Raw genomic sequence first — 12,862 nt, 5'->3', positions numbered from 1 at the left:
TGCAGCGGCAAGCCGCTGCATAGAGTGCGAATTGCGCAAGCGCAATTCGAATTCCCCCGCAAGCGGGGGAATGAATTCCGTAAACGGAATTCTGAAAGGGCGTCAATTCGCGCAAGCGCGATTGCGGGAGTCTCGCAAGCGAGACTCCTTGGGCTGGCTACGGGGTGAGGGTGCATCACGTGCGGGCCTGTGTAGCGACTGGGAATCCCAGCTGTCCCCCGCAACGAGGGTGACGGACCGTCGGTCTGATCGAGTGCCGGCCCACCGTAGTGACGGGCTCCGCTTGCGCTCCACCCGAACCACTCCCCCACCCTCGAAACCGGCCGCTCACGTTCACCAACACCTCGTCAGCATACAGGACAACCGGTTGTTTCGGGGTAAGATTCGGCCATGTATCACTCTGATGGTGAAAGTTGGGGCACGAGTGATGCATCACGTGTCATGACTGTGTACCGTATGGGACCAGACACCACATCCCCCGGGCCATACCATCGCGTCGGGATTCCCTTTCTGATTGCGCGCCACATTCCGAAAGAAGGAGCATTTCCCCGTGGTCATGATGAAAAGCGATCTGCACGCTCACCAGATTGAAACTGTTGACGCCATTAAGCGCGGCCTCGATATCCCTCCCGGAGGAATTCCGGTGAACGGCCTGCGTGGTCAGGTGATTTCCGCATGCGGCACCGGGAAGACCATCACTGCCGCTTTCGCTGCTCGCGAGATGCTGCCGAAGGGGCGCATCCTGGTGCTGGTGCCGACCCTGGATCTTCTGGCGCAGACGGTCAAGGAGTGGCACCGGGTCGGGCACAAGGGGCCGGCGGTTACGGTGTGCAGCCTCCAGGACGACCCGGAGCTGTGGAGCCTGAAGGTGCGCTCCACGACGAACCCCGTGCAGCTGGCGCTGTGGCACGGCACGGGGCCGGTCACCATCTACGCGACGTACGCCAGCCTCGGCGTCCTGGCGGAGGCGTTCAAGGGCGCCTACGGCCAGCAGCTGGCCCCGGTAGACCTCGCCGTGGTCGATGAGGCCCACAGGACAAGTGGCTCGATGGGCAAGGCGTGGGCGGACATCCACGACCAGGCCGTCATCCCGGCGCACCGCCGCCTGTACCTGACGGCCACGCCGCGGATCTGGCAGGAGCGGCCCAACTGGGAGGTCGCCGAAGGGGTCCGCGATCCGCTGCCGAAGGAGATGGCGGCGAGCATGGACGACGAACGAGTCTTCGGGCCCGTTCTCTACAAGCTCAGCTTGGCGTCGGCTGTCTCCCGCGGCTTGCTTGCGCGCTACCAGATCATCGTCCTGGAGCTCCAGGACCCGGTCGTCACCCCTGAGCGGCTGATGGGCGAGGAGCGGCGCAGCGAGGAAGTCCGCGGACAGCGGCTCGGGGCGCTCCAGGCCGCGCTCCTGCACACCATGAGCCAGCACAGCCTCCAGACGTGCATTACCTTCCACCACCGGACGATAGAGGCGCAGGCGTACGCGGAGGGTCTGGAGCGGGTGGCGGCGAAGCTGCACGCCGACCAGCCGGAGAAGTACCCCGAGCACATCTGGGCGGACTGGCTGTGCGGCGAGCACGTCCCGGAGCGCCGGCGGGAGGTCCTGGGCGGGTTCGGGTCCACGGCGCAGCGGGCTGTGCTTTCGAACTGTCGTGTCCTGGGTGAGGGTGTGGACATCAGGGCCGTGGACAGCGTCGCCCTGCTGGACCCGAAGGGCGCGCCGCACGACATCGTCCAGGCCATCGGTCGGGCGCTTCGCCAGAAGCCTGGACAAGGCAAGCTCGCCTCTCTGGTCGTGCCGGTATTTCTCCAGCCGGGAGAGAAGCCGGAGGACATGTTCACTTCGGGGTCGTATCGGCCTTTGGTGAAGGTTTTGGAAGGTCTGCGGGCTCACGATGAAGAGGCCGTCGAGTTGCTGGCTATTCCGCAGGAGCCGCAGAAGGACGTCGCGCAGCCGTCCGAGAACATTGGTGCAGCGCCCGAGGACGGTGAGGAAGAATCCCGCCTGTTGCTTCGTTTTGCGGCTCCCAGGGATCCGGTGATGGTCGCGGACTGGGTGTCCTTCAACGTGATCGACACGGAGAAGCAGGACTGGGCGCGCGGCTGGGCGTCGCTCAAGAAGTTCACCGAGCGCGAGCTTCACGCCAGAGTCCCATATGGGCACAAGGAGGGCGCGTACCCCCTTGGACAGTGGGTTGCCGAGCAGCGACGGGCCTACGGGGCGGGGCAGATGACCGGGCTTCGGGCGAAGCGGCTGGAGAAGCTGGGCATGGTCTGGAGCCTCGTGGATGAGCGGTTCCAGGAGAACCTGGAGGCCGCGAAGGCGTACTACGACCAGCACTGGACGCTGTGCGCGCCCCGGACAGCGACCGCTTTGGACCGGCCACTCGGGCAATGGCTGTCCAACCTCCGCCGCCCCGGCGCCCTGGACGAACACCCCGAATGGGAGGCGGCGCTGCGGGAGGTCGACGAGGACTGGAACCCGCAGTGGCCGGCGGACTGGCAGCGCCACTACGCCGCCGTGCGGGAGATGCTCGTGGAGGAGAGCGCGCTCGCCTACGTCGAACCCGGCGTCACCGTGCACGGCATGGACATCGGCCGATGGCTCCAGAAGCAGCGTCAGCACACCGTCTGGCAGGGGCTGATGGACGGGCAGCGTGAGCGCCTGGAGCAGCTCGGTGTCGTACCACTGCCCCCGGAGCAGAAAGCGCCCACGAAGGCGTCCAAGGGCGGCTCTGGGGCGTTCGATCGGGGTGTTGCGGCCCTGGCGCAGTACAAGGCCCGCACTGGCTCTGTGACGGTCCCGAGGGCCCACGTAGAGCAGCTGGAGGACGGCACGGAGGTCAAGCTCGGGGTATTTCTCAGTAACAGCAAGAGCAGGCGCGGGAAGCTCACCGCCGACAAGCTCCAGGCGCTCGCCGACCTCGGGCTGGAGTGGGCGGCGGCGTAGCGACGGGCGGTACAAGGTCTCCTCGGAGTGACATTGCCGGCAGCCTGCAACCGCAGCGTCTCCTGACGTGTCGTGAGCTACGAGGGCGAAGGCCGACGGCGGGCGTGCCGAGCCGACATGGATCCGATTCCGGTTCGCTGGTTCGCACCCTTTTGGCCTACTGCGCAGGTTTACGATCTGTGCAGCAGACCGTGACCGACTGTTGGTCGGACGTATAAGCATGGCTTGCTGCTGTCGGCACGAGTGAGGGGGCGCCTTGGCAACGCTGGGCCACATGAAGGAACGCACGGTCGGCTTTTACGAGGTGGTCGTCCTCAAGGATGGCGAAGCCCGACGCATCCCCGAGCTGATGGACTGGGACGGCACACTCTCGGATCTCTCACAGGCACCCGTCGCAGCCCGAACTTTCGAAGCTGATTCACAGATGGTGGGCACCATCGCCACCTACGACATGCAGGACCATCTTCTCTTGCATCGTGTGAAGGACGCCGGCGAGTGGTTGTCTGTCATGAACTTCGACACAGGATCTTTGCGCGAGCTGGAACAGTCGGCGCAGGAGGGCTACCTGGACACGTCGGTGATCTGCTTCCTGCCCTTCGGCAACGTTGTGGGGATCATGCAGGGAGGTGTGTCTGCGCCGTCGCATAAGGCGCTGGAGACGTGGCTCAACGGGATCCAGATCTTCCCTGGCAGGCAGCTGCAGATCCGCCCGGTGGTAACGCATGCAGAGGTGGAGAAACTCAAGACCGCCTCTGGCGCGAGCCGGGTAGAAGTGAAGATCATGGCCAACAAGATGGGTGCTCTGAGCAAGCGTCGCGGTGGGCTGGCCCGGACTCTCCGTGTAGCCGGGGAATCGTACGGGGAGATCAGCGTGACCATGATCATCTCTGTGCCTAAGAAGAAGGAGCTCAGGGAGCACCGCGAACATCTCCTGGCTGACCTGGAGGAGATCTCCGATGTGGTCACAGGTGCCGAGCGGGCCCGGGCCCGGCTGGTCTTCTCCGAGCCGGGCGGGCCGGAGCAGACTCGGCTCGTCGAGCTAGTAGAACACAGCATTACGGCTAAAAAACGCGTACCGGCCACAGATGGAGAAGGTAGGTCAATCCGGATCATGTCAGCGGTGGATGCCATCCTGGGAGCAGCGGCCGAACACGAGGACGTTTTGCGACTCGCAGTGGATGCCGGGGGTTCATGACCTGGGCATAGACGAGGGGGGCCTGTGGAGGTACGCGACACCATCGCGGATCGGTGGGCAGAACATCTTTGGATCGACTACCTCGTAGCAGCGCTCGTACTCTGCGCTCACATTCTGGCGATCCGCACGACCGAATCAGGAGACTGGCTGTCGTGGATCGACTCATCGCAGCGAACTGACCTGTACGCCGCCGCTGCTGGTGTGGTGTCAGCAATCGGCGGACTGAGTGCCATCGCGATCTCCATCTACACCGCGGCGAACGGGGAACGCCTACGCGCTGTCCGCCGCCACCATCAAGTCGGCCTCCGCAGAAGCTGGCGCAGCCTGCTGCGCGGCACCGCGCTGGTATGCGCCCTGCTGCTGAGCGCACTCGCACTCGACAGAGACAAGGACCCCGCATCCGCACGGTTCATCTTCGAATTCGCCATGACCTTCGCGGCACTACGCTTCTTCCGCCTCATCTGGCTGTTCGACAGGATGATGCAGGTATCAGACGCGGACTCAGCCGAGCCTGAGCCAGTAGCCACACCAGTGCGGGACCCTGACTGGCTGCGCCGGCACCAGAACACATCGTGAACAAGGTGCTCGCTGTTGCCCAGCCCGGCCGGCCTGTGGCCCCGGGCTGGGCAACAGAACCTCAGATTGAGGGCGGTAGCTGAAGTCGGCTACCGCAGTCACCAGTACGCGGAAACAGATCGGCGCGGGGACGAGAATGTGGGATTTCTGGAGCGGTAGGTAGTCGGCGCGGCGAGCGGACGGGGTCTTGGGCGAGATCAACGAAGGATTAGAGCGGGCCTTGCGTACCCGGCCTGTGCCGGTCAGTGTCCGTGCCCGTCTGGGCTTCCTGTTCAGGGCCGAGAAGGGGTCCACGAAGAGGCTGGCGGCTGCTTTGGGAGTCTCGCAGCGGACCGTGCAGCGGTGGGTCACCTCCGGCCCCGGGATGCGCCAGCCGGGCCCTGTGCAGGCGCAGGTAATCGAGGATGCCGTCCGAGCACGGTGGCAGCCCCGGATTCGCGAGCGGTTACGAGCGGATGCCGAGGCCCGCGGCTTCTCCCTGCACACCCGGGCGCGGTTCGGGTTCGCGTCCGCGGTCGGCTCCTCCGATGACCCCCGTCGGCGGCTGATCACCCAGCGGCTGTCGGGCGCGGTCGCGCGGGAGCTGTTCGCCGCCCGGGACGCCGGTGCCGGCGAGGCGCAGCAGATGGTCATCCTGGCCCGCTCGCTGGGGCATGCCTACTTCCGTGACGGAGGAGGGCGCGCCCACGGGCTCCAGGTGGCCTTCTCGGATGTCGAGTTCGCCGACTTCACCATCGGTTGACCGGGTCGGTGGTCGAGGAGATCGGGTCCGCCGCAGGCGGTGTGCGGATGTACCGGTCTACCGGCGCGGTCGGGACGGCTTTCTGGGGTCGGGACAGCAGGGTCTCGTAGCGCTCGGCTTGCCCGCGTTCCGCCCAGTCCCACACGACGCCGCCGGTGCCGGCCGGCTGCGGGAGCGGAGGCTGGGGCTGGGGTGGGCGCAGTCTGGCGTTCTCGGCGAGGCGCAGGATGTGGGGGCGTTCGTCTTGACGGGCCAGCAGTTCCCGGCTGTCAGTGAGGGCGGCGAAGGATGCCGCGGCGCGCAGGAAGGGGCGGGCCCATGCCTGGATCGGGTGGGAGGCGCAGCCGTCGGTGTAGCGGGCGGGGTCGTGGAAGGCGAGGGTGGCCGCGTCGGGGCCGAGGTCTTCGGCACGGACGGTGAGGAGTTGCTGGAACGACGCGCGGGTGAGCAGCGTGGTAGCCAAGGCGGCGGCCAACCGGGGATGCGCGGTTGCCTGGTGGATTCTGCGGGTGATCTCGCGTACGGCTGTTTCGGTGAGGGGGCGTGGCGGCGGCCGGTGCCGCCAGTCGATCGGTGCCGGCGTGCACGGGCCTGTGCAGGGCTGGGTGCTGTCGTAGGAGACGAGGCGGTCCAGGGCGGGGATGGTCATCCATCGGACTGGGGACGCGGGCGGGATCTGCGCGGAGGGCTGGGGGCTGGCTGCTGCGGGTGTGCCTTCGTAGTAGTGGCTGCGGGCGGTGTCCAGGTTGCTGGTGACGGTGTGGGGCACGGGGTGCAGGGCCTGGTGGAGCGCGGTGGTCAGGTGGGGACGGTGGCAGACCAGGGTCAGGGGGATGCCGGTGGTGTCGCGCAGGCGCAGGAGGCGCCCGAGGCGGCGGACTGTGAGCCGGTGGGCGCGCAGGACGGTGAGCCGGGCGGCGGGCAAGGCGTCGATCCAGGCTGTGGCAGCCTGCCACGCGGGCTGTCGGCCCGCGTGGAAGCGGCCCGGCAGCAACGGCGGTTTGCCCAGGGCCACGAGAAGGTCATGGGCGAGAGCGGTGTCGCTGGTGGTTCCCGGCCCCGGGTGCAGGGTGATCCGGCCGGCGGCGGGATCGTGGGCTGCCAGGGCAGTGTGGGTGTAGGCGACGTCGTCGTACCGGTCCATAACCAGCGCGACAGGCGGCGGGGTGCGGCGGGTGGCGGTCATGCGAGGCGGCTGAAAGTCCAGCGCAGCAGTTCCTGATCCACCACGGAGCGTCCCGTGCGGGCCAGGGCAGTACGGGCATGGGCTGTCAGCTGGGCCCAGGCGCGGAAGTTGCCGTGCGCGGAGTGCTGGTCGGCAAAGGCGATGTCGTCGGGGTCGGCGTCGGCCCAGAGGGGGTGGAACAGCGGGATGACCTCGAGGACCTCGGCGGGGGTGAGGCGGGTGAAGTGCTGCCAGATGAAGACGCGGGAGGAGAGCATCGGTTCGCGGCGCAGCACGGTGTGGCAGCCCTCGCCACCGACGAAGATGATAGCGAGCTGGGTTGAGGGTTCGTCCCACAGGTAGCGGAAGTATTCAAAGGCCTCGCCGTTGAGCCACTGGGCTTCGTCGACGAGGAAGGTGCGGGGGCGTTCGGCCAGGGCGGTTTTCAGCAGGCGGTCGAACTCGCTGGGGTGGCGCGGTGGTTCGCCGGCCAGATCGAGCGCGGTGAACAGTTCGTATCGCACCGCGCGGGCCGTGGGCCGGGCACGAAATGTGATCTTGCGGACGTCCTCGCCGGGTTCGAGTTCGCGCAGGCATGTATTGACCGCAAGGGTCTTGCCGAAGCCGGCGCCGCCGTGGATGCACATCATCGCTCTCGCCGCGACCGTGTCGCCGATGTTCTCCCGAGCTGTGAGCAGGGCACGGGTGGTGACCACGGACGCGTCCGGCAGGTCGACGTACTGGTAGGTGGCCGCGGTCACGAGGCGTCTCCGTCTTCGTCGGTGGTGGGACGTGCGACCCGCCCGTCCAGGCCGTCCGGGGCGGAAACGCCATCGCTCCCGGCCGGGACCGGGGCGGGCTGGCCTGGCGTGGTCAGCGCAGCCAGGGAAGCAGGGGTACGCCACCCGGCCGGAGGCGCGGCGGGCGGGATGAGGTCCGGCAGCGACAACTGCGACAGCTCGGTGTCGGTGGCCCGGGCGAGTTCGGCCTCAGCCTGCCCGGTGGTCAGCGCGCCGAGTAGCCGGGGTGCCTCCGGCTGGTTCACAGCGGCGTAGCGCTCGCGCTGGGAAGCCTCCAGGTCCTTTTTCAGGCGGCGGCTGCGGGCGGCCCGTGCCCGCCGTACGGCGCTGACCTGTTCCTTGGTGGCCTGGTCGGCCAGATCCGCGGGGCCGAGGTAGCGGCCGGTGGCCGCGTGGTAGACCTCGATGCGGTGGTCGTGGTGGGGCATGAAGCGGACCCTGACCTGGATGCCGGCCTGGCCGGTCATCCACGCGCCCACATAGTCGCGTCTGCGGAAGCGGACTCCGCGGGTTGTCAGCGTGCGGGTGCCCGCGTCTTCCAGGGTAAACGTCCACAGATCCGCGGCCGGCACGTCCCGCAGCGGGGTGGGATCGTCCTGCCACGCCTGCAGTGGGGTCCTGCCCCGCAGCGGCTCGGGGCGATGCTCGGTGTTCCACCACAGCGTCCAGGCCAGCAGCCGGGCGGTGAAGTCCTCGAAGCCGAGCAGCACCTCGTCCTTCGGACGGGAAGGCCGCTTGCCGGGGCGCGGCTGGTGGACGTAGCCGGGCAGGGCAGCCGGCAGCATCGCCTCCACCGCACGGTTCAGCCCTTCGACCGTGCCCTTGAGATGAGGGGTGTAGGCGGGCAGGTCCTGAACCGTCACGTCCAGGAGATCGAACGCGGCCGTCACCGTCCTGGACAGGAAGTCCTTGCCGCGGTCCACCCGTACCTTCTCCGGCAGGCCGCCGAAGGGGCCGTAGGGGTCCTCGCGCAGGACCGCGGAGCGCAGCGCGGCCAGCACCGACTCCCGCGACGGGTGCACCGGGGTGACGGCGACGCCGGTGATCGCGTTGGTGGCGCAGTCGGTGAACCAGGTGATCCACGGCCTGCGGGCAGTGCCGTCGACCTCGACCAGCACCGGGGCCTGCATGTGGTCGCTCTCCCACACCTGGTTACGCCAGCCCCGCGGCCGGGCCAGGAACACATCATGCTTGCGCGCCGCCCGCTCCCCTCCCGCAAGCCCGGACCGCTCCCCCGGCGTCAGATCCCGACGGATCGCGCGGTGCAGCGTCGTCAACGACGGTGCGTCTGCAGGCGGAGACTTCCGAGCAGCGCGGAGGACCAGCTCGCGATGGACCGCCCGCACGTTCCCCTTCCACAGCGCCAACAGCCCACGGACTTCAGGCGTGATCGTGAACCTCGCACCGGCCCGGGGCGGAGCGCCAGGGCTGGCGGCCGCGGCCTCATCGCTCTCAGCGGCGGCCAGCCACCGCCACACCGTGCGCTCGGACACCCCCAGCGCGTCCGCGGCGACCCGTACATGGCCTGCTGTCAGCTTTCCCCCCGCCCGCAGTGCGAGCAGCCGCCGCACCGTCGGACCGCGCAGTGCCGTCCTCGATGCCGCAGGCAATCCGCCGCCTGCGCGGACGGCATCGCTGTCCTCCATGTCAATTCCCCTCGCGCGGGTGGGACGTCGTTTTCATGCCGGGTGCCGGGAGCGTGCGATCGCCCTCCTGCCCTGTGCAGGAGCGCTCCGTTCACAGCGGTGGCGCGACCCGCTGGAACAGCCGCCGCAGCAAGACCCGGTCAACGACCGGGTCAGCGGCGGTGAGCAGCGCGTTCTGCAGGTGGGACGTCAATGCGGCCCACGTGCGGAACGTGCCGTGCGCGCACGACTGGTCGATCCACGTCAGATCCGGGGCCGGGACGGTGCGCCACAGCGGATGGAAGCCGGTCACCACGGCCGTCACTTCCGCTGCGGCCAAGCGCGGAACCTCCTGCCACGCGCCGATGCGCGATGCCAGCTGCGGCAGCCGGGACACCGCCCGCTCGGTGCCCGCCCCGCACAGCACCAGCGTGATCCGCGTGCCCGGGTGGTCCCACAGGCTCTGCAGGTACTCCAGGCACGGCACGGGCAGGCGCTGCGCCTCATCTACCACCAGCACCCGTGCCTCACCCAGAGCCCCTGCGACCGCGGTGTCGGCCAGCGCAGACGTGTGCGGGAAGCGGCCCGGCAGCGCCAGAGCGTCGAACACCGCCCGCCGCATGCCGGCCACCGACGGGCGCACCGGCACCGGCACCCACGTCACCTTCCAGCCCGCGGGCACTTCGTGGAGCGCCATCCGCACGGCTGCGGTCTTGCCCCGGCCCGGGTCGCCGAACACACACACCGCGCCCTCGGCCGCCATCGCCTGCCCGACCGCCTCGGCCACCGCCCGCACCGCCGACGTCCACACCAGTTGCGCTCCCGCCGGCAACGCCACCCCCGCCACCGCACCGCTCTCCCCCGACGGCAGGACTGCGGACGCCGCCGTCGGCACGGAGCGCGGCAGCCGGAGCGCGGCAGCCTTCGCCACGTCATCCTCACGCGGCCCGGCCAGGGCGAGGTCAGCCAGTGCCTGCCGCGTTTGCTGCTCCTCCCGCTCCCGCCGCACCACCACGCGATCCGGCAGCACCCGGCCGGCCTCCAGGTCCCGGCGCACCACCCGGTGCAACGACGCCAGCGAGGGCACCTCTCCCCCGGCATCCTTCAGGTGCCGGTGCAGCACCGACACATTCCCGCCCGCCTGCGCCAGCACCTCCCACGCCTGGTCGGACAACTCCAGCCGCGCCCGCGGCCGCCGCCCCACACGGCCCTCCGACCGCGCCGCCACCAGCCAGCGCCACACCGTCCGCACAGTCACCCCACCGACCTGGGCGCCCGCACGCACGTGCGCCGTGGTCAACGCCCCGGCCGCATCGAGCTCCAGCAACCGCGCCACCAGCACCGGCCTGGACACCCTCAACCCCGCCGTAACCTCACCCCACACGCCCGACTCCCCCACCCCACGCCCTTCCCCCGGCGGACACCGACACCGACCACCGTGCCGCCGCGCAGCCATCGAAGGATCAGAAGTGCCGTTCCCGAGACAGCGGCACGGGGCGGGGTGTACCGCCCTGTGACAGCCACAACGGCAGCAAACACCGCCCCACGTCAGTGACCTCGCCCTTCCTCAACGCCTGACCAGCGAAAACACCCCGAACTGACATACCGTCACTGACACCAACCCACTGACACCAAACCGACACATCGCATCCTGATGGTGTCGTCTGAGGACGACACTGACGGTCCCGTGCTAGTGGCTTGTCACGCAGCCTTCGCCGGGTAATCGACCTGTTGCTCGTGACCCAGCAGACTGTCTCCAAGACTGATCTTGGAGGTGGTTGTGGGACGTCGACCGAGTGTGTTCGTCCGGCCGGTGAACATGGAGGAGGGCCGGAAGCTGCAGTGGATCAGCCGGACCGCGAAGGACCCGGTGAAACTCCGCCGGGCGATCGTGGTGTTGATGTCCGCCCAGGGCCAGACGGTCAAGGACATCACCGTGCTGATGCAGGTCAGCGAGGACTATGTACGTGATGTCATCCACGCCTTCAACGAGCAGGGGCTGGATGCGCTGGACCCAAAATGGAGCGGGGGACGCCCAAGGACGATCAGTGACAAGGTGCGCGAGCACATCTGCCTGATCGCCCGGACGTCCCCCGCCGACTGGAAGATCACGGCGTTCTCCACCTGGAGCCTGAGCAAGCTCGCCGACCACCTCGTCAAGCAGAAGGTGACCGCGGCCATCAGCAGGGAGACCCTGCGCCGGATCCTGCGCGCCGGCAAGATCTCTTGGAAGACCACCACCACGTGGAAGGCGTCCACCGACCCGGAGTTCATCGCCAAGATGCACCGCGTTCTTGCGTTGTACGACACCCCGCCTGCCGACGGACGGGTAATATGCGTCGACGAGTTCGGGCCGCTGAACCTGATGCCCCGCAAGGGCAAGGCGTGGGGCCCGGTGAGGCGTCCGCGCAGGCTGCGGGCCACCTACAACCGCTACGGCGGCGTGATGCACATGCTCGCCGCCCTCGATCTGGCCACCGGCAAGCTGTACTACCGCATCCGAAAGCGCAAGCGGTGGCGCGAGTTCCTCGGCCTGCTCAGGGCCCTGCGAGCCCGCTGGCCCGGGGAGAAGCTCTACGTGGTGCTGGACAACTTCTCCCCGCACAAGCACGCCGAGGTGCGGACCTGGGTCGCTGACAACGACGTCGAGCTGGTCTTCCTGCCGACCTACGGGTCCTGGCTGAACTGGATCGAGTCCGAGTTTGCGGCCCTGCGCTACTTCGCACTCAACGGCACCGACCACCGCAGCCACGACGAGCAGAATGCCGCCATCGCCTCCTACGTCCGCTGGCACAACGCCAACGCCGAGCCGAAGACGGCCTTCGCACCCGACTCACCGATCAGGTCCTGGACCGAATACCCGGCGAAGGCTGTGTGACAATCACTCTCCGTCCAGCGACAGCAGATCGGCGCCGGTGTCGAACCAGAAGCCCAAGGCATTGGTCAGAGCGAATACCAGGTCCTCGGCGAACGGATCGCACTCCGCTACCAGGACTGCTCTCACAGCGGCCGGATCGGGCTGAAGAACTGCGTCCTCGGCCCAGGCCACAGCCTGGCTGGTGACACTGTCCGGATCTCCGATCCACTGCTCGGGAAATCCGTAGTCGCGCGCCATTTTGGGGGACAGGACGGACTGCCACGTCGGACCACTGGGACTGGCAGCCTGCACCGTCGCGAAGTCGCTATCGAGGACATGCACAACAAGGACCGGGGCCCCTGTCTCGGCGATGATCGAGCCGTCGGGATCCCCACCCGGGGACGCTTTCAAGATCTGCCAGGCCCCGTCCCTGGCCCACCACAACGGCAGACAGTCTGCTGCCTGCATCGCCGACAACTCGGTCACCGGCTGACCGGTTCGCGCCACTATGAAGGACCCCGTGAACCCCATAGGCCCCGACCTTAGACCCACCAGCCGACACTCCGACCTGCCCTGTCACCGGAGCAGCATGATGGGCCGCCATGTATCAATTGCCGGGTCGACCCATCGAGCAGAGCCACTAGCAGCGCTGGGCGGGCTGGTTATGGGACTCCTCTTCGGTCTAACAGCGGCTGGAGAGCGGCTCCGGCAGCGTCGGCTCAAGCGTCTGGGGGTCTGGGACGGATCTTGAGAGGTCGAGGATCGAAAGGGGCGGCTTGCACTCCCTCCTGTTCCTCGGTTTCTGGTCAATGCCGATGTGCTTTCAGCCCGCCTTGGAAGCTTCGTCGGCTTGGGCTCGGGGGCTGGCGAGGATGTAGGAATCGGTGCCGGTCTCGATGATGGTGCTGTTGAAGGCGAGCACCTGTTTCTGACCCCGGGCCGCTCAGATCAGAGC

10 protein-coding genes are annotated in these 12,862 nt (G+C 68.1%); 5 read left to right on the top strand and 5 right to left on the bottom strand.

Annotated features, from left to right (window positions below; translation table 11 throughout):
* Positions 1–559: 559 nt before the first annotated feature.
* The 4 genes from OG936_RS38050 to tpg all read left to right on the top strand — a co-directional run bounded on the left by OG936_RS38050 (position 560) and on the right by tpg (position 5,460).
* Positions 560–2,947 carry a Helicase associated domain protein gene (locus OG936_RS38050; RefSeq protein ID WP_331755419.1) on the top strand — a complete coding sequence of 796 codons (2,388 nt, stop codon included), beginning with the start codon at positions 560–562 and terminating at the stop codon, positions 2,945–2,947.
* 274 nt (positions 2,948–3,221) lie between these two features.
* Positions 3,222–4,142: a hypothetical protein gene (locus OG936_RS38045; RefSeq protein WP_331755194.1), complete on the top strand. Its 921-nt coding sequence runs from the start codon at positions 3,222–3,224 to the stop codon at positions 4,140–4,142.
* 24 nt (positions 4,143–4,166) lie between these two features.
* Positions 4,167–4,718 (top strand): hypothetical protein, encoded by a 552-nt coding sequence (locus tag OG936_RS38040; RefSeq protein ID WP_331755195.1) that lies wholly within the window; start codon positions 4,167–4,169, stop codon positions 4,716–4,718.
* 220 nt (positions 4,719–4,938) lie between these two features.
* Positions 4,939–5,460, top strand: a complete 522-nt coding sequence (gene tpg, locus OG936_RS38035; RefSeq protein WP_406500272.1) for a telomere-protecting terminal protein Tpg — start codon at positions 4,939–4,941, stop codon at positions 5,458–5,460.
* On the opposite strand, the gene OG936_RS38030 is transcribed toward tpg, so the two are convergent.
* The 4 genes from OG936_RS38030 to OG936_RS38015 form a co-directional block, all read right to left on the bottom strand.
* Positions 5,447–6,646 carry a hypothetical protein gene (locus OG936_RS38030; protein WP_331755197.1) on the bottom strand — a complete coding sequence of 400 codons (1,200 nt, stop codon included), beginning with the start codon at positions 6,644–6,646 and terminating at the stop codon, positions 5,447–5,449. The two genes, tpg and OG936_RS38030, sit on opposite strands and share 14 nt — an antisense overlap.
* Entirely contained in the window at positions 6,643–7,386 is a 744-nt protein-coding gene (locus OG936_RS38025; RefSeq protein WP_331755198.1) for an ATP-binding protein, read from the bottom strand. The genes OG936_RS38030 and OG936_RS38025 overlap by 4 nt, the downstream gene beginning before the upstream one ends.
* Positions 7,383–8,996: a Mu transposase C-terminal domain-containing protein gene (locus tag OG936_RS38020; protein WP_406500778.1), complete on the bottom strand. Its 1,614-nt coding sequence runs from the start codon at positions 8,994–8,996 to the stop codon at positions 7,383–7,385. Before OG936_RS38020 ends, OG936_RS38025 begins: the two co-directional genes overlap by 4 nt.
* 166 nt (positions 8,997–9,162) lie before the next feature.
* Positions 9,163–10,404 carry an ATP-binding protein gene (locus OG936_RS38015; RefSeq protein WP_331755420.1) on the bottom strand — a complete coding sequence of 414 codons (1,242 nt, stop codon included), beginning with the start codon at positions 10,402–10,404 and terminating at the stop codon, positions 9,163–9,165.
* A gap of 426 nt (positions 10,405–10,830) precedes the next feature.
* Here OG936_RS38015 and OG936_RS38010 point away from each other — a divergent pair, with 426 nt between their 5' ends.
* Positions 10,831–11,928, top strand: coding sequence for an IS630 family transposase (locus OG936_RS38010; RefSeq protein ID WP_406500271.1), 1,098 nt, complete (start codon positions 10,831–10,833; stop codon positions 11,926–11,928).
* Positions 11,929–11,931: 3 nt separating this feature from the next.
* Here the strand turns inward: OG936_RS38010 and OG936_RS38005 are convergent, their stop codons facing one another.
* The gene (locus OG936_RS38005; protein ID WP_406500270.1) at positions 11,932–12,438 is read right to left on the bottom strand and encodes a hypothetical protein; all 507 of its coding nucleotides are present in this window, start codon (positions 12,436–12,438) and stop codon (positions 11,932–11,934) included.
* Positions 12,439–12,862 lie beyond the last annotated feature (424 nt).

Origin of the sequence: Streptomyces sp. NBC_00846 (assembly GCF_045207325.1) — a bacterium.
In the GTDB taxonomy this organism is placed as follows: Bacteria; Actinomycetota; Actinomycetes; order Streptomycetales; family Streptomycetaceae; genus Streptomyces.
The sequence above is the reverse complement of the archived record's forward strand: the minus strand, read 5'-3'. Positions and strand labels throughout refer to the sequence as shown.